The 19,077-nt window shown below is 44.0% G+C and carries 11 protein-coding genes; 2 read left to right on the forward strand and 9 right to left on the reverse strand.

Features of this window, described 5'->3' with window-relative positions; translation table 11 throughout:
• Positions 1 to 68: 68 nt before the first annotated feature.
• Positions 69 to 1,811: a RagB/SusD family nutrient uptake outer membrane protein gene (locus tag AC0IYG_RS26775; protein ID WP_471714162.1), complete on the reverse strand. Its 1,743-nt coding sequence runs from the start codon at positions 1,809 to 1,811 to the stop codon at positions 69 to 71.
• Between the two features lie 67 nt (positions 1,812 to 1,878).
• Entirely contained in the window at positions 1,879 to 5,124 is a 3,246-nt protein-coding gene (locus AC0IYG_RS26780) for a SusC/RagA family TonB-linked outer membrane protein (protein ID WP_471714163.1), read from the reverse strand.
• 215 nt (positions 5,125 to 5,339) lie between these two features.
• On the opposite strand from AC0IYG_RS26780, the gene AC0IYG_RS26785 reads away from it, so the two are divergent.
• The gene (locus AC0IYG_RS26785) at positions 5,340 to 6,899 is read left to right on the forward strand and encodes an FG-GAP repeat domain-containing protein (RefSeq protein WP_471714164.1); all 1,560 of its coding nucleotides are present in this window, start codon (positions 5,340 to 5,342) and stop codon (positions 6,897 to 6,899) included.
• A gap of 1 nt (position 6,900) precedes the next feature.
• On the opposite strand, the gene AC0IYG_RS26790 is transcribed toward AC0IYG_RS26785, so the two are convergent.
• The gene (locus AC0IYG_RS26790) at positions 6,901 to 8,049 is read right to left on the reverse strand and encodes a carboxypeptidase-like regulatory domain-containing protein (RefSeq protein ID WP_471714165.1); all 1,149 of its coding nucleotides are present in this window, start codon (positions 8,047 to 8,049) and stop codon (positions 6,901 to 6,903) included.
• Between the two features lie 156 nt (positions 8,050 to 8,205).
• Between AC0IYG_RS26790 and AC0IYG_RS26795 the strand changes: the two genes are divergently transcribed.
• Positions 8,206 to 9,945, forward strand: coding sequence for a M56 family metallopeptidase (locus AC0IYG_RS26795; protein ID WP_471714166.1), 1,740 nt, complete (start codon positions 8,206 to 8,208; stop codon positions 9,943 to 9,945).
• A gap of 73 nt (positions 9,946 to 10,018) precedes the next feature.
• Here AC0IYG_RS26795 and AC0IYG_RS26800 read toward each other — a convergent pair whose 3' ends face one another.
• The 6 genes from AC0IYG_RS26800 to AC0IYG_RS26825 all read right to left on the reverse strand — a co-directional run bounded on the left by AC0IYG_RS26800 (position 10,019) and on the right by AC0IYG_RS26825 (position 19,013).
• Positions 10,019 to 11,782, reverse strand: a complete 1,764-nt coding sequence (locus AC0IYG_RS26800; protein WP_471714167.1) for a phospho-sugar mutase — start codon at positions 11,780 to 11,782, stop codon at positions 10,019 to 10,021.
• A 50-nt stretch (positions 11,783 to 11,832) separates the two neighbouring features.
• Positions 11,833 to 14,523: an MGH1-like glycoside hydrolase domain-containing protein gene (locus AC0IYG_RS26805; protein WP_471714168.1), complete on the reverse strand. Its 2,691-nt coding sequence runs from the start codon at positions 14,521 to 14,523 to the stop codon at positions 11,833 to 11,835.
• A 75-nt stretch (positions 14,524 to 14,598) separates the two neighbouring features.
• A complete protein-coding gene (locus AC0IYG_RS26810; protein ID WP_471714169.1) occupies positions 14,599 to 16,308 on the reverse strand; it encodes a D-alanine--D-alanine ligase family protein in 1,710 nt (569 codons plus the stop codon).
• Positions 16,309 to 16,470: 162 nt separating this feature from the next.
• Positions 16,471 to 16,728 carry a NifU family protein gene (locus AC0IYG_RS26815; protein WP_471714170.1) on the reverse strand — a complete coding sequence of 86 codons (258 nt, stop codon included), beginning with the start codon at positions 16,726 to 16,728 and terminating at the stop codon, positions 16,471 to 16,473.
• A 67-nt stretch (positions 16,729 to 16,795) separates the two neighbouring features.
• A complete protein-coding gene (locus AC0IYG_RS26820; protein WP_471714171.1) occupies positions 16,796 to 17,902 on the reverse strand; it encodes an Mrp/NBP35 family ATP-binding protein in 1,107 nt (368 codons plus the stop codon).
• 106 nt (positions 17,903 to 18,008) lie between these two features.
• Positions 18,009 to 19,013 (reverse strand): GSCFA domain-containing protein, encoded by a 1,005-nt coding sequence (locus AC0IYG_RS26825; protein ID WP_471714172.1) that lies wholly within the window; start codon positions 19,011 to 19,013, stop codon positions 18,009 to 18,011.
• Between the last annotated feature and the right edge of the window lie 64 nt (positions 19,014 to 19,077).

Here is a 19,077-nt window from a genome sequence, read left to right on the forward strand (position 1 = left end):
CTCGAAATTAAGAAAAGGAGATGGTAAACTAATACCACCTCCTTTTAAATTACAAACGCTAAAATGTATTAATAGCCAGGGTTTTGTACAAGTACATCTTTACCTAACAAGTCAATTTGCTCCTGTGGAACTGGAAGGAATTCGTTTTTCTTCACTGTGAATTTCGTTCCGCCCAAAGCGCCGCTTAGTTTTTTACCTTCATAGGCAAGGTAAGCATTGATCGCAGAGTCAGCAATTTCCCAACGAACAAGGTCAAAGAAGCGGTGGCCTTCACCTGAAAGTTCAAGTTTTCTTTCGAAACGAACCGCAGAGCGCGCAGCATCTTTGCTTGCGAAAGCCGCTTTGTAAGTGCTGATCACATAGTTTGCAGCCACTTTTCCGTCTTTCGCTTTTACAAAGCTTTCAGGATTTGCAGCACGGGTACGAACAAGGTTTACATATTCTCTCGCTTTTTCCAATGATCCCACTTCGATCTCAGCTTCTGCTGCCATCAAAAGCACGTCAGCGTAGCGGATAATGTTCACGTTGATCGCTGTGTAACCTGGTGTCCAGGAGCTGTTATCCTGCAATGAACCGATGTCAGATTTGTAATACGCATATTTCTTAGGCGTATAAGGACCTGCATTTGGCTGGTTACGGATCCAGTCGTTACCTGGGTGATCGATCCAGTCAAGGAAAGGAAGACCGCGGCGACCGATTGAGTGGTCAAGACGTGGATCAACAGGACCTGCATCTGGCGTAAATGGATCAGAAGATTTCAAGCCCATATCCGTTTTCAATTCTTTTCCGGCGTTGTTGTAAGAACCATCCAGATAAGGAAGTCCTGTCGCATCTGTACGGAAAGAGTTACCCAATTCGAAGCTCGGCTGGAAGAAAGAGCAGCAGTTACCAGGACCATTTGGACCTGTGTTGTAAGGCCAGTTAAGGTCAAATTCAGGGTTTGCATTGTTTACACTTCCTGTGTTTGCTGCAGCCTGAATAGCGAATACAGATTCGGAGTTGTTGTCATTAGAAGCTTTAAATGCGTCCTGGAATTTTGCAACCAGACCGTATTTCTTGCCATTGGTTGTTTTACCATTTGCAATGATCAGGTCGTAAAGCGCTTTTGCTTCGGTGAACTTCTTCTGATACATGTAGATTTTGGCAAGATAAGCGGCAGCCGCCCATTTGTTAGCTCTACCCGCAGCACCTTGTGTTTCCGGCAGGTTTTCGTAAGCAAACTTCATGTCTGCTTCGATCAAAGGCCAGATATCCACTGTGTTAGGAACTGCTTCGATGCCTGTTCCGTAATCTTTCGTTTCGTCTACAAAAGGAACATTGTTGAATCCTCTTTTCAGCTCGAAATAGTAGTGACTTCTCAGGAAGCGGGCTTCTCCACCGATTCTCTTTTTGTCATCTTCAGTTACATCAGCTTGTGCAACACCCAGCAATTTGATCACGAGGTTTGCACGCGCAACGCCTTCGTAATTTCCTTTCCATTTGTCCAAAATCACACCTTGTGTCGTCTGATATTCGAAACGCTGGATCGGGTTGATGTCAGAAAAGTCACCTGGATCCGTTCCTTTGTTGGCGTCACCACCGCGGATACTTCCCCAAACCCAGTTACTCGCGCTGGCCATACGGTTTGCACGTCCGTTAAGCTGTCCGTAAACTGACACCAACACACCTTCAATCCCTTTTTTGGTCGAAAGCTGCGCTTCATCAAGTTGTCCGGTTGCCGGAATTTCGAGGAAATTTTCTTTACAGGAGTAGCCGATCAGCATCATTGCAACCGCCAGTGCTAATCCTCCTTTTGATATTAGTTTTTTCATTTGATTCATTTTTATCAAGATCTGTCTAAACCGATGTTGTGAAATAAGTGCTTTGAATTTTTCGATTTTAGAAACCTAAATTGATACCTAATGTGTAGCTTCTTGTGATCGGATAGTTACCTACATCGATACCAAAGTTTGTATCTGCATTACCACCTACACCTGGATCAAGTCCTTTGTATTTAGTAACTGTGAACAAGTTGTTGGTAGAAGCGAACACACGCAGTTTGGACATTCTGATTTTGCTAAGAATGTTTCCTGGCAACGTGTAACCCAATGTGATGTTTTGCATACGGAAGAATGATCCGTCCTCAACATAGAATGAGTTTGATTGCGTGTTGGTGCTGAAATTGGAAGTGCTTTCGAAGATCGGTGTATCCGTGTTCGTGTTTGTTGGCAACCAAGAGTTTTTCACACGGTCACTAACAGCAGCTCCTGTAAATGATGGATAGAAATCTGTGAACCATTTAGAAAGGTTGAAGATTTTGTTTCCGATCGAAGTGTACATGTAAGTTTCAACATCAAATCCTTTGTAAGTGAATTTCAGGTTGATACCGCCTGTGAACTTCGGAACAGGGCTTCCAAGGTAAGTTCTGTCGTCAGCATTGATCACGCCGTCGTTGTTGATATCTTCATAACGGAAGCGGCCTGGGCCTTTTCCATCCTGCGCTGGTGCAGCATCAACTTCCGCTTTGTCTTTGAACAGACCCATTACTTTGTATCCGTAGAAAGATGAGATTGCATAACCGATCTGGTTTCTGATTGGCTTAATTCCGCGGAAATCAGGGTTAACAGTCAGGTAATTGATACCTGGTGCAAGTGACTCGATGTTGTTTTTAAGAATACCAGCAGTGAAGTTCACTTCATAACCAAGGTCATTTGTGATACGGCCACGGTTAATAACCTGCAAGTCAATTCCTTTGTTTGACATTTTACCAACGTTAACAGACGGAGCAGCAGCATCATAACCAGCAGTTGCAGTAATCGGCACCTGGAACAAAAGGTCCTTGGTGTCTTTTTGCCAAAGGTCAATGATGACGTCCAGCTTGCCTTTAAAGAATGTTCCGTCGATACCGATGTTTTTCGTAATACTGGTTTCCCATTTCGCGCTCTTGTTACCAATACGCGTTCTGTAATAACCTTCCAATGCACTTGAATTTGTTCCGTTCAAGTCATAAGATGACTGCCCAAGACTTGCACCATATAAGCTGTATTGGTTGTTAGGGTCTACGTTGTTAGAGTTACCCATCAAACCGTAACCACCTCTAAGTTTAAGCTCTGTAATAAAAGGAACGCTCTTCATGAAGTTTTCCGAAGAAATTCTCCATGCTGCCGAGAATGCCGGGAACACACCATAACGGTTATTTTCTCCAAAACGGGAAGAACCATCGCGACGAACAACCCCTGTCAGAATGTAGCGGTCATTGAATGTGTAGTTGGCACGCGCAAACAGTGAGTAGAAGTTAACTCCTTTGTAGTAATCACTGAAAACTTGCTTGGAACCAACGTTATTCATGTTAATGTAGTTGATATCCGTCGAGAATGGATTCAAACCAGATGAATTCTGATTTTTACCAACTCCCGTGTTCAATGCTTCCTGACCAATGATCACGTCCAGACTGTGCAGTCCGAATTGCTTCTTGAAGTTAGCAGTGTTCGTCAATGTCCAGCTGAAACGGTGTCCTGAGCCTTCGCTATAACCAAATGCTGAGTTGTTTTCAGAGTTTTCATATTGCAATCTGCTGAAACCTCTGAATGCGCTGTTGCTATATTGCGCACCGATGCTCGAACGCAATGTCAAACCAGGAATAACGTCCAATTCAATGTAGAAGTTACCGAATCCATTTCCAGCAAAACCTGCATTGTTTGAAAGTCCGTCTCTGCGTGCAACAGGGTTTTGAGGGTTGTTGAAACCTTTTGAAGATGTTCCTGCATATCCGCCGAATTCGTCATAAACCGGAATGATTGATGGCATACGGAATGCAAACAAAATGTCGTTTTCGTTCGCCGCAACACCTTGTCCGCCTGATCCACCGTCCTGACCTAACACTTGCAGGTAAGTAAACTGTGCATTTTGACCGATTCTAAGGTTTTTCAAAACATCGAATTCAGTATTAACACGGAAAGCGTAACGTTTGAAACCGTTGTTGATCATGATCCCTTTTTGATCCTGAACGCTGAAACCTGCATAAAAACGGTTGTTATCACCGCCTCCTGAGAAGCCCAGTGAGTGTCTCTGCAAAGGCGCATTGCGTGTAATCGCGTCATACCAGTCAGTTCCTTGCTTGTTAGCTTTTACAACCTGATAAATAGAACCGCGGTTAGGATCCACATTGTATTTCAATTTCTCAGCTGCAAGGTCAACCTGACCAATTACACCCGTCTTACCGCCTACGTTAATGTAATCTGGCAAAACCGGCTTGTCACCTGAGCCATACTGTCCACTCGCAATGTTTGTAAACTTTGGAAGTGAGTCACCCTGGAATGCATCATTACGGATTGCTTGCCAAGTCCAGTCCGCTTGTTCTTGTGGATTAAGCATTGTCTGGCCTTTTCCTGGCGTTGTTACCCCGAAAAGTCCATCATAAGTAACGCTCAATTTTTTCGCTTTCTTCGTTCCTTTCTTCGTAGTGTAAACGATTACACCATTCGCAGCACGCGCTCCATATATAGAAGCAGCAGCAGCATCTTTCAAAACAGTTGTTGTTTCGATGTCATCAGGGTTAAGAAAATCTGTTGATCCTGTTGGCACCCCGTCCACAACATACAATGGCTCGTTACCGCCGAATGCACCGAAACCCCTAACACGAATTTGGCTGGATGTTCCAGGCTGACCGTTAGTGATTACCGTAACACCCGCTACACGTCCTTGTAATTGCTGTTCAACGTTACCAGATGGCGTTGCAGTCAAATCTTTCGACTTTACTGTTGAAACCGCACCCGTTGTTTCACGGCGACTGTCAATGGTGTAACCAGTTACGATTACTTCTTCAAGTGCCGAAATGTCGTCGTCCATCTGAATGTTAATGGTTGACTGGTTTCCCACCTGAACCTCTTTGGTTTTGTAACCAACGAAGCTGATCACCAAAGTGGAGGCATTTCCAACATTGATGGAAAAATCTCCATCGCTGTTTGTGTTTGTTCCCGTTTGAGTTCCCTTCAAGACAACAGTTGCCCCTGGAATGCCTGTGCCGGCGAGGTCTGTGATCTTTCCTGTTAACTTACGTTCTTGTGCAAATGCAACAATTGCTGCGAAACTTAGCATGAAGGAGAAAAAGATACTCCGGGCGGAGTTCTTGTAGATTCTTTTCATAATTCTCGGTTAGGTTAATAATTATTAAGCAATCAAATCTATGATTATTTACACAATTAATTGTTCGATTCAGGTTAATATTTTCTTACAATGAAATAATAGTATTATAAAAAGATAAAATAATGTCATAGATATCCAGATTTCGGGTGCTTATTTCGTGCCTGTCATCTGGTTTTGCTTAAAGTTTTTATTATACAATCTTAGTATACTCCAATTTGTCACCAACATTACACTTAACCGGTTCCAATATTTTGAAGCGCAACTTCCCTTTTCTATTAATCTGCATTCTTATCACGATTTACGCTTCTTCTTGCAAGCAGACAGGCAGAACAGAAGCCGTTCTTGCGGGAAAAGCATTGGCGGAGAAACATTGCAGCGGTTGTCACCTGCTGCCAGATCCTACACTTTTAGATAAAGCCACCTGGACAAATGGGGTCTTACCAGCCATGGCTGAGCAGTTGGGAATTGAAGTGCTTGAAGGGAACATTTATTTGCACCAAAAACAGTCTGTTTTGTCATCGGCGGACTGGACACGGCTTGTTACTTATTATGAGACACTCGCTCCGGAAATGCTTGTTGATTCTGAAAAAACGGCTCCTATCAAGGATTGGAGCATATTTTCTCTTAAAAAACCGGAAGCTAACAGCCAGACAGTCAGCAGCACGCTGCTGGTCGCCATCGACTCGGCGCAAAACAGCATTTATACCAGCGATCTCGAAAATCCGGGCATATACAGGTTCGACAATTTGGCGGACAAAAAACTAGTTACAAAATTGCCAACTTCGGCCATTGACATTTGCTTTCCGTCATCCAAAAACAAGGAAACCATCATCACGTGCATGGGTGGGATGCGCGCACTGGATGTAACCAAAGGACAGATTTTCACTGAAACCGGAGCAATCACTGGCAAGCAAAAGTTGATTTCCGATGACCTGACGCGTCCGATTAAAACGCTGCCGATTGATTTTAATAAAGACGGCTTGCAGGATTATCTCGTGTGTGCATTCGGGCATAACCGGGGTGGGCTGTATATTCTGAAACAACTGAATAATCATATTTTTGAAAAGATCGCAGTGCGTGAAGTTCCAGGGGTAACGGACATGATTATACGTGACTTTAATAAGGACGGCTGGCCCGACATTATGGCGTTGTTTGCTCACAGTGACGAGGGAATTTGGCTTTGCTTAAACGATCAGAAGGGTGGTTTTGCCGCTAAGAGCATTCTTCGGTTTCCCTCCGTGTTTGGATCGAGCAGTTTCCAATATGCAGATGTAACGGGCGACGGAGAGCCCGATATTGTTTATACGGCAGGCGATAACAGTGACTATTCGCGCGTTTTGAAACCATATCACGGCCTATATATTTTCGAAGGAAAGGGCAACTTCGAGTTTAAACAAAAATACTTTTACCCCATCCACGGCTGCACCAAAGCCATCGCAAAGGACTTTGACAAGGACGGCGATATCGACATCGCGACGATTTCTTTCTTCGCTGACTTTGAAAAAAGGCCGGAAGAGACATTTGTTTATTTTGAAAATGAGAAAACCAATGCAGGAAGCCCGCTGAAATTTAAACCCCATGCTGTCCCCATTTATAAAAATGGCCGCTGGATTTGCATGGATGTGAAAGATTACGACGGCGATGGCGATGAAGACATTGTTTTAGGCAACTATTCCAAAGGCTTTTTGAACCTGGAAAATCTGAAACCAACGTGGGATGTGCATATGCCTTTTGTTTTGCTGGAAAATAAGACATTCACTGAGAAGGCATTGTAAGTCAATCTTCTCGCTTCCAATCCGCTGGCAATAGCGATGAAAAACGGTCGTTGGCCAGGTCACCGGCAATTTCAAATCCCATCGGAATTGAAACCCACCCCGAAGGCGTAATGACCATATAACCTTGTGGCAAAGTGATTTGCGTGTAAGCATAAGGCATGTCCGAATACGGCGAACGCCCTTTTTTCTTCATAAAAAATATTTCAAGCTGCGTCCCGGACACGACCAGGCGCTCTGTAACAAGCTCCCCAGAACGCACAAGCCGCATTCCCCGAACAGCCTCAATACGATTATGTAAATGATTTGCAATTGTATTGTAACCATTTTGCGCACGAACCGTATTAAATCGCCGCATAGAATCCGGAATGGCCTGATAAACTTTGAACCCCTGCTCCTGCAAGCTGTCCGCGACCATACTGGCTAATAAATGCTTCACAGAACCCTGGTAAGCTATTTTTTGATTGGCGCGCCACTGCTTTTTCTGTAAGCTGTCTTTGGGCACCAGCAACTCAAAACGCGTACTGCCTCCATAATAAACCTTGCCATTGAAATAATCAAAATCGTCCAGATCCTGATGAATGCGATAGCCCAAAGCCTGGTTTTCAATGATCAGCGGCTTGGTTGTTTGTGCCGTCAAATGCTTGTCATCATCCTCGGAAATCCGCAAAACCTGTGGATTAAGGATCTTACATTGTTTGGTGAAACGGCTATTTCCTAGCAGTTCTCGGGTTATGATCTTCAAATATTTCTCACGCTTCTTATTTTTTTTCGCATAAACAGTGACGCCTTCCAGCTCCATGCCTTCCCGCAATTTGAAAAGAACGGTTTTGTTTCCCGGCTGCTCAAAGCGCAAAGTTTGTTTCACCGTTTCATAACCCAAAAACGAAACCGCCATTTCCAGGTTGCCGATAGACAAATTGCTTAATCTATAATTGCCATTCTCATCCGCATTAGTCCCTATCGATGAATTATTGATAAAAACATTTGCAAAAGGCAGTGGCTTTCCAGTTTTCTCGTCCGTCACTTTTCCAATCAGCGTCACCCCGCCGCCCTGCTGCGCAAATATTTGGTTCGAGCAAACTAAAAGAACCGCGATCAGCCATAACCGGCCAATTGTCTTTGGAAAAATTGAATTGATGATCAAATGCATTAAACGCAGCGCTTTTTATTTCAAAGATAAAGCGATAGCATGTTGCAGTGGACAGTTTCAATAAAAAAAGCATTGCTACTAGAAAAATAGTTTGATAACTAAGAAAATAGTTTTAACATTGTAATAGTCATCTGGGCGACTAAACATCTGATCACTATGCTGTTTCCTTACCTTTTAAAAGTCAGTCTGCTGCTAAGCATCCTCACACTGGGTTATCGTTGGATGGTTCAGTTTGAAAGTTATTCCAAACTGAACCGGGCACTGCTTTGGTTTAATGTGCTGGCTGCCTGGACGATGCCACTGATTCCCTTGGCAAACTGGGGACCGACGCGGATTCAAACGGAATTTCATCAAACGATCCCGAAAATAGCAAACGCAGCGCCAGTGGTAAAGCGTCAGATCGCGCCTTATAATCCCGCTCCGACCATTATCAACAGCCGGCAATTCCAAGCATTTAATATTTTGGATTGGCTGCTGGTTATTTACGCAACCGGTGTATTTGTTTTGTCCGCACGTTTTCTTTTTCAAATGAGTAAACTGGCTCGCACTTTGTTGAAGTCGGAAATTCAGAAGACGGGAAGCCTATTTTTGGCTACTAATAAACAGACGACTTCGCCGTATTCGTTTTTTCGATGGATCGTCATTAACCCGGAAAAGCATACGCCTCAAGAATTGCAGCACATCATTGCACATGAAACGGAGCACGTCATGCAATGGCATAGCGTCGATCTGATGGCGTCAGAATTGCAGCGCATCGTGCTTTGGTTTAATCCTTTCGCGTGGTTTCACCAGAAATTAGTACAGGCAAATCTCGAATATCTGGCAGATCGTGCTGTGATCAAAGGTGGTTTTGAGAAAAAGCAATATCAGTATAGCTTGTTAAAAGCCGTCCTGCAAACCGATGAACTTCCATTAACGACTTCATTTGCGCAATCCTTACTTAAAAACCGGATCATCATGATGAACAAAAAGCCTTCTCATTATCTTGCCTTCGCTAAATACGGCGCTTTGCTGGCAATGCTCTATCTATCCTCCGCATTTGTGGCACCATACACAATCCGGATTGCGAAGCTTGTATCTCCCGTTCCGAAATCTTTTCCTAAAACATTGAAGTTAAATGAAGAGCCTCAATTGAAAGCGATTGATGGAGAGATTGTCCAAGCTGCAACGACAAAGCATTTGGATGAACCTGTTGCAACCCCAACAGAAAATTCGGCTAATAGCTCTGCAACTAAATGGGTTTTAAAGAAAGAAGGAGCATTGTATTGGGCTATTTCACCCTTGGCAACATTGGATGACATTGTTGCAATACGTAAAGAAATAAAAGAATATGGAGCTGAAATGAATATCAGAAGCCTTGAATATGACCCTTTACAAAATTTCATTGCGAAAATCACTGTTCAGATTAATACCCAAGCAGGAAGCTCAACTGCCACAGCAGGTGACGACAAGTTTGTTCCTATGAAAGGAGAATCAGGATACATGATTAAAGGTGTCGGAATGGGCACCGGCGGAATTCCGGAAGCACTCGAAAAAGAGCTTGAAAAAGATTATGAGAAAGCACTCAACATTGCGAAGGCAAATCGAAGCGATTATTTCGAGTTTAGTGTGATGGAAAAAATCAGGAGCATGGGCGCTTCTTCTTCAAACGGATATAGTCAAGATTTGCTTGCAGGACCAAATGCTGCATCCATATTGCAGAAAGATGGCATTGGAAAGTCCAAAGATGGCTATCTCTTGATTGGGAATGAATACAAAGAAGCCACTTTATACCTGAATGATGGAGCAGCCACTTTTACGGAATTAAATTCATTACCATTTGACCACTTTCTCGGCGTGAAGATCATCCGCGACTTTCGTGGTCAGAAAACAGTCCTTGTTCGCACGAAAAACTAACAGTTGACGCGGCCTTTAATGTAAATAGCCACCCCGGAAGAGGTGGCTATTTACATTTATACTGGCAAAAAAATTACTTCAACCCAAGCTCCACTCCGATTGCTGTAACCTTATCTTTCAGACTTGCGTAAACGCTGTCGAAATCTTCGTTTTTCTCTAATGCGGCACGAACGCCAACGTAGAATTTAATCTTAGGCTCCGTTCCGGATGGGCGGCAAGTGAACTTGGTTCCGTCTTCGGTGAAGAATTGAAGCACATTGGACGGCTCAATGCCCATTTCTCCTGAAGGAATCGATTGCGAAGAATCATTAGTGAAATCCTTGGTAATCAGAGCCTTGTAATCATCCATTCTGATTACAGGTGAACCTGCAAGCGTTTTCGGTGGGTTTGCACGGAAATCGGCCATCATTTGCTGAATTTCATCTGCTCCTGATTTTCCTTTTTTAGTCAAAGAAATCAATCCTTCGTAATAGAAACCAAACTGCTTGTAGATTTCCATTAACATATCAAACAGACTCAGGCCTTTATCTTTTGCATAAGCCGTTAATTCTGCGATCATTGCACAGGAAGCAATTGCATCTTTGTCACGAACGGCGTCACCGATCAGGTAACCATAACTTTCTTCACCGCCACCGATAAACTGCTCAACGCCTTCTTTTTCGCGGATAACCTGTGCAATGTATTTGAAACCGGTCAGCGTGTTGTAACATTTTACATCGTAAGCCGCCGCCATTTTATCAATCAGATCGGTGGTTACAATGGTTTTACAAACAAACTGCGTTCCTGTCAGCTTACCGGCATCTTTCCATGCATTCAGCAGATAAAAAATCAGCACACTAGCAGTCTGGTTACCATTCAAAAGCTGAATTTCACCGTGGTGGTTTTTAACTGCAATCCCTACGCGGTCAGCATCCGGATCCGTTCCTAAAACAAGGTCTGCGTCGATTTGCTTGGCTCTTTCAACAGCCTTAGACATTGCTTCGCCTTCCTCTGGATTTGGATAAACAACCGTTGGGAACTGACCATTTCCTTTTGGTTCAGCTTGTTCTTCAATGACAGTAACTGCCTCGAAACCCATTTTGGCTAAAAGTGCCGGAACCAATGTTACACCTGTTCCATGCAATGGCGTGTAAACGATTTTCAGATCTTTCTGTCTTTCCAAAGCGCCTTTTGAAATGGAAAGCGACAAAATATGATCCATGTATTTTTCATCAACATCCGCTCCGATTTTGAAAATTTTGGAAGCGTCGCCGTCAAATTTCACCTCGTCGATGGAAGTGATCGCATTCACCTCAGTGATAATGTTCACATCATGCGGTGCAACAACCTGCGAACCATCGTCCCAATATGCCTTATAACCGTTATATTCTTTTGGATTGTGCGATGCAGTTACGACAACGCCACTTTTGCAGCCGAGCAAACGAATTGCAAATGAAAGCTCAGGCGTAGGACGAAGCGCTTCAAAAAGATAAACTGTAATCCCATTCGCTGAAAAAATGTCTGCAATGATCTTTGCAAATTCGTCCGATTTAATGCGGCTGTCATAAGCAATCGCCACTTTAATTTCTTCACCAGGAAATGCCTGATTCAGATAATTTGCCAAACCCTGCGTCGCAGTGCCCACGGTGTAGCGGTTCATGCGGTTGGAACCAATGCCGATAAGGCCCCTAAGCCCACCCGTTCCGAATTCCAGATCTTTATAGAAAGCGTCTGTCAGTTCAGTATCGTTTCCTTCATCGATTAATTGTTGAATGGATTGTTTGGTATCGATATCATAATCACCGTTGAGCCAGGTGCTCACTTTGGTCATTACACTGGGTTCCAATTTTGCAGTCATAATTTGATGGAATGGAATTAATTAGAAATTATACGTTAAGATAAGTTGAGTTATTTACTGACTTCCAGCTCTTCATCTTCGGCTTGTTTCACCGTTTCCTTGGCTGTTTTGTGAATCAATTCGGCTACTAATCCAGTCCAGCCCGTTTGGTGGCTTGCACCGCAGCCGCGACCATTATCGCCGTGAAAATATTCGTAAAAGAGCACGTGTTCATTGAAATGCGGATCTTTTTGCATTTTTTCATCATGCCCGTAAACTGCCCGGTTCCCTTCGGTGTCACGCTTGAAAATGTCAATCAGGCGGCAAGCAATGGCAACAGCGGCTTCCTTAATCGTCGCCAAATTGCCTGAATTCGTTGGATATTCCACCATGAAATCTTCGCCATAATAAGCGTGAAACTTCATTAATGAGTCAAAAATCAGATAATTTAATGGGAACCAAATTGGGCCGCGCCAGTTGGAATTTCCACCCATAATATCCGTAAGTGCCTCAGCTGGTGTGTAATCCACCTGGAGCACTTCCCCGTTAATGTAAAATTTATAGGGATTTTCTTCGTGATATTTCGATAATGCGCGGACGCCATAATCGGAAAGGAATTCGCTTTCATCAAGCATTCTTTTCATGATCATTTTCATCCGGTGGCCGCGAAGGATCGAAAGCAAGCGGTTTTCGCCTTTTCCAGACTCAAACCAGCGCGATATCAATCTTGCCAAATCAGGTCTATTTGCCAAAACCCATTCTACACGCCTTTTGAAAACAGGCATTTTATCCAAATTCTGCGGATCAAGGATTTCGACTGCAAAAAGCGGAATAAGGCCTACTATCGACCTCACTTTCAGTAGGATACTCTGTCCGTTCGGAATGTGGATAACGTCGTAATAAAACTGATCTTCTTCGTCCCAGAGACTAATTGATGAATTTTTCCCGCCAATCGACTCCATCGCTCCCGCAATGTGCAGGAAGTGCTCAAAAAACTTGGAAGCCATATCCTGATAAACCGGGTGCACCAATGCAATTTCTACCGAAATGCGGAGCATATTCAATGTATACATGGCCATCCAGCCAGTCGCATCCGCTTGCTGCAATTTCCCTCCAAACGGCATCGGCGTCGACCGGTCAAAAACACCGATATTATCCAATCCAAGGAAACCGCCACTGAAAATATTATTGCCCGTGTCGTCTTTCTGATTAACCCACCAGGTGAAGTTGAGCAGCAGTTTATGGAATATTTTTTCCAAAAATTCAATGTCTCCTACGCCGTTATTCTGTTCACGGTCAATCTCATACACTTTCCAGGTCGCCCAGCCGTGAACAGGCGGGTTAACGTCCGAAAAATTCCATTCGTATGCAGGAATTTGTCCGTTAGGATGCATATAATATTCCCTAAGCAGGATTTCCAATTGTCTTTTGGCAAAGTCAGCATCCACACGAGCCAACGGAACGCAGTGAAAAGCCAGATCCCACGCTGCAAACCAGGGATATTCCCATTTATCGGGCATGGAGATAATGTTGGCCGCATATAAATGTTTCCAACCTGAATTCCGCCCCCACTTTCGACCCTGATTCGGGCCTGGCTGGGCAGGATCGCCTTTTAACCACTCGTAAACATTATAATAATAGAATTGCTTGCTCCAAAGCATCCCAGCGTATGCCTGACGCTGAATGGAGCGCAGATCTGCATCGGAAACGTCGCGTTGCAAATCGTCATAAAACTCATCTGCTTCACGAATCCGCTTCGCAAAAAGATCTTCGAAACCACCAAAAGGTTCTGAAATAGAGTGATTTACAAATCTTAGCCTGAATGTTGCACTTTCACCCGCCTTGATCGTTTTGGTAAAACGCGCCGAAGCTTTGGTTCCAATGCTGTTTGGATTAACCGTGTTGCTCTTTTTATTGCTTACGATATAATCGTTGATGCCGTCTTTTGGATAAGCCGTGTTGTTGGCTGTTCCGTAAAGCTTTTTGAAGTTAGTCTCGTTTTCACAAAAAAGCAGCTCGTCAGCGCCGTCCAGATACAGGTTATATTTTCCGTGTTTGCGGTGCGTAACCTCGATCAAACGATTGGAAATGCCGTTCATGATCGGCTTGTAATTGAAAGCCTCATATCCCCACGACCACGTATTCCGGAACATAATGGTGGGCAAAACGGTGATCGGAGCATCTTTGGGACCGCGGTTGAAAACGGTCACTTTCATCATAATGTCCTCTTCGTCCGCTTTGGCGTGCTCGATAAAAATATCGAAATATTCGTCTGCTTCGAAAACGCCGGTGTCCATGATTTCATATTCCGGGTCTTCTTTGCCGCGCCTGCCATTTTCCTGTCGCAATTTCTCGTAAGGAAATGGGTTCTGCGGATATTTATACAACATTTTTGTATACGAATGCGTCGGCGTGCTATCCAGATAATAGTACATTTCCTTCACATCCTCTCCGTGATTAGACTCCCGGTTTGTCAGCCCGAAAATCCTTTCTTTCAGAATTTTATCATTGTGATTCCAGAAGCCGAAAGAGAGGCAGATATGTTGCTTATTATCTGAAAATCCGCCAATTCCGTCTTCACCCCAGCGATAGGCCTTGGAAAGCGCCATTTCGTGGGTAATATAATTCCAGGCGTCACCGTTTCCGCTGTAATCCTCTCTCACTGTTCCCCACTGGCGTTCAGACAAGTAAGGGCCCCACTTCTTCCATCCTGTGTTTTCCTTTTGCAGGCTTAATCTTACTTTTTCAGCGCCGTGTGCCATTAAATTTGATATTTTTCGATAGGAATGAAAATCAGTGTAAATCTAACACATTTTGAAAAGGAACAGCATTTATCGCTAAGCTTCTACCGCTTCGAGCGCATTGTAAACCTGGATCTCAAAATTCACTTTTCCGGCATAAAATTCGGTCGTTGAAGCAGCCCTTTGCGAAGTTTCTGTCAATAATGGATGGCGTTCTGCCGAGAGCAGCGCCTCCACATCCGAAACGTATTCTTTGAACATCATCGGATTTGTCAACTTATAATATTTTCCGTCGGACGCATGTAAAACAGGAACGGGCGTAAGCTCGCCTGCTGCACTCAGGCGACCATATTGCAATCTTGCTGCCGCATAATCCGCATCATTTGACTCAAATACAATGAGCTCCGCGGGTCGGTTTTTAGCTTTACTGGCAATTATTTTTTGATCTAAATCTTCCAAAAGGCTCCGCATTTGCCAGGTATTTTTTCCTGAACGAATGCGTTCGCGGATGGATTGTCTCACTAAATAGGTCAATGCTTGCGTAACATTCAACCCTATTTCCGCCATTTGTTTAAAGATAAATGACGTCGGCGACATGCCCGGAATGGTGTTGGGATCGTGCAGAACAATGGTGCCATCAGGTGTCAAAAAGCCGTCGATCCGAACACAGACGTTAATGCCTAATTGTTCAAAAACTGTTGCTATAACACTTTGTATTTCCTGATTTTTTTCAAGACTTGTATCAACGGGAATGCGTTTGCGGCTTGCTCCGGGCTTATATTTTGCATTAAAGTCAAAAACCTGGACCATTTTGATCACTTCACTTGGCGGCAATGCCAACGGTTTTCCATCATCAAATTGAATGCAGCCACAAGAGAATTCCTGCCCGTTTATAAATTCTTCAATCAAAACCTGATCCTCACTATTCGAGCTGCTCAGGAATGCGCGTTCATTTCCGTCCGCAAAATACGCGTCTAGCGCTTCAATCAGTTTTGCGGGATGATAGATTGTTTTATTGGCCAGAACAACTGGAAAACCTATCCCTTCGTCCAGATTGGCGATTTTTTGCGCCCATGATTGTCTTTCCGCGCCGCCTAATGCATTCCAGGTCGCAGCATCCAGCTCAACCTGAAAAAAGCATTGATTAACAGCCGAAATAAACTCTTCCAACGAATCGTCTTTCACAATGGCAACGCCAATCGAGGAACCCTGATGCGGCGCTTTGATCACAAGCGGCAGGCCAAGGTGTTTTTTCAGGACCTGAAAAAGAATGACATATTCATTCGGAATCCATTGATCGAAGCGAAGCGTCCAGCTTTTTTTCTGCTGTCCGTTGACCAAGGCGATCATTTCATTTTGCAATATTTTATCAATTCCAACCGCCGAGCCCATCAGACCGGGACCGCTGTATGGAATTTTATACCATTCTAACAAGCCTTGGATCGCACCGTCTTCACAGTCAGGGCCGTGCATGGCGAGGAACACGAAGTCGAAATGTTGTTTGAACTGGTCTGGTGAAATCTGTTGGCCGATTTCGGCAGGAACGGGTTCATTGGCCAGCTCGGGAAATGATTCTATATAAACCTTATAATGGTCTTGTCCTGCGTCTTTCGCCGGATAAAATTCCCGGATTTCAGCGGAATACATCAGCTCTTTTTCAAGCAAAATAAAACGCCCAAAACTGTCCACAAACACTGGAATCGGCTCAAAGAGTGATTTATCAAGGTATTCAAAAGCAGTTTTTCCACCGGCAAATGAAATCTCCCGCTCGCGGGACGGTCCTCCGAAAAATATTCCGATACGCATATATTACTTTCCTGATAAATCAATTTATTCTCGTCCGCAATATAACGTACTAATTGAGACGAATCAATTTCCGCACAAAATGCGATTGATATTTTAACAAAAAAGCAGCTCTCCTTTCGGAAAAGCTGCTTTTACTTAATGTTGTTATAATGACTGTCCCTATCAGGCCAGTTCCGGAACATTTACTGAAACTACTTTGCTAACGTGCGGGACCGCTTTACGGATGGATTCTTCAAGACCTGCGCGGAACGTCATTGCACTCATCGGGCAGCTTTGGCAAGAGCCCTGCAATTCCAATTTCACGACCAGATCATCAGTCAACTCCACAAATCTCACATCACCACCATCTGCATGCAAGTAAGGTCGTACAGTATCGAGTGCCTGCTCGATGAGTTCTATTGTTTTTTCTTTTGAATCCATTGTTAAAAAATCTATTTGCTAAGATGCAAGATTATATTCAAAAAATCAAATGCTTGTCAATTCCAGCTTACAGCTGAATTTCTACGGGCTGCGTTTTCGCTTTGGAAGCATTTCTGATCGCCACTTGCTGCGCCAACGACTCTGCCGCGTCCCTGAAAGCATCATTAACGACCGGATTTACGTCCATTACAGCGGGACGTCCTTCATCGCCGGCTTCCCTAATACCTTGTACCAAAGGGATTTGACCTAATAAAGGAACATCAAATTTATCGGCAAGCGATTGACCGCCACCTTTTCCAAAAATGTAATACTGATGATCAGGAAGCTCTTCCGGTGTGAACCATGCCATGTTTTCAATCACACCTAAAATCGGAACATTGATTTGTGGTTGCTTGAACATTTGCAAACCTTTGATAGCGTCTGCTAATGCGACTTTTTGCGGCGTCGTTACAATCACAGCGCCGGTTACCGGCACCGTTTGCACCAATGTCAGGTGAATGTCACTTGTGCCGGGAGGAAGGTCTATTAAAAGATAATCAAGATCGCCCCAGTCCGTGTCGGCAAAAAACTGCTTCAAAGCCTGGCTGGCCATCGGACCACGCCAGACCACGGCGCTGTCTGCCGGAGTAAGGAATCCGATAGAAATCATTTTGATCCCGTATTGGCGGATCGGATTGATGTAATTTTTACCGTCTCTCGGTGTGATTGTCGGCTGCATATCCTCCGCACCGAACATTACAGGAATAGAAGGCCCAAAAATATCCGCATCAATAATGCCTACTTTGGCACCCGAGCGGTGCAAAGCCATTGCGAGATTGGCCGTCACGGTAGACTTTCCTACCCCACCCTTTCCGGATGAAACGGCGATCACATTTTTCACTCCTGGAATAAGTGGCCCAACCTGACGTGTAGACGTAACATTAGCAGTTAGTTTAATGATAACCTCCACTTCAGGACTCAAATGTTCGTGAATTGCCGCCTCGCAATTTCTGCGGATCAGCTCTTTCAAAGGACAGGCCGGAGTTGTCAGCACAACAGTAAACCGAACCTGATTTATTCCGATTTCAATGTCCTGGATCATACCCAGCGTCACCAGGTCTTTTTTCAAATCCGGCTCTTCGACAGTGCTGAGTGCCTGTAAAACTTTCTCTTTATTGATTGTAAATTCTCCCATTATACTGGTTTGTGACTTGCTGAGAAGCTTTTCAGCTGAGTCCCTAATGCTTAGATTATCTTGTAATTTGAATCTGAATATGCAACACGATTCGCCCGCAATGAGTTTATCCGGCAGCCGAAAATTCCTGCATTTTATGCTCGACTTCCTTAATCTCGGCGGAAACGTCGATTTGAGAGGCGTATGCAGAAAGCTTTGAAAGCAGTGATCTGAGCAATTTCCGCTGGCTTTCTGTGGCGCCGTGCAAAGGCCTGTGCGCCAACATTTGCCGAATGGCTTCCCATTCTTTCATGAAATTTAATGCATCAATATGCATGTAGGCTTTTGTAAATGCATTAAAGATGAATTCCTCCGCTGTTTTGTTGGGGTGGATCAGATCTTCTTCATAAAACCGGTAATCCCGAAGCTCGTCAGTCATAATTTCGTACGACGGGAAATATTCAACATGCTTGTATTTTTCAGAAAGGCGGTGGCAGACAAGCCGCAATGTTGACTTGCTAACATTATTAAGCGGCAGCGTATCGCGTGTATGCCGCACGGGACTCACCGTCATAATGATCCGCAAATTGCGCTTAAATGATTGTAATTTCTGAATCAACTGGTCATAGGCGATCATGATCTGATCCGGATGCAGCAATTCCTTCAGAAATTGATCTGCCGGCACTTTATGGCAATTTCCAACGATCTGATTAGTTTGTTTGTGTCTGTATGCGAATGCGGTGCCGTATGTAATCACCAAAATGTCCGTTTCCTGCAGGAATGTTTTCGCTTCTTGCAATTGAACCGTTAAATGGTTGTGAAGCTCCGCTTGGTCATTGCTGAATAATGAAGAATGGAAATCATGATGCAGCCAGACCTTATCCGCGTTCTGCATATAAAGTGCTGGATTCGGCTGCTTACCTTCCAATGAAGCGTCCAGGATCTTTGCAATCGCCAGTGGATTAAACACCGTTCCAAAAGCATTGTTAAGCACCTGAAACTTGGACGCAGTCAACTGACTTCCAAGCACATCCGCGAAGCAAGATCCTATCGTAAATATTTTGGAATGGTGATTGATTTTCCAATCAGAAGGCGGGATTGTGACTTCCGTAGTGAGTTTGATTTGCTTCATTAATTCAATAGAATGTATGCCGCAAAATTAGAAGGTTTTGTCCGGTTTCAGGCAATTTCTTGTC

The organism is Dyadobacter sp. AC419, from assembly GCF_979253085.1.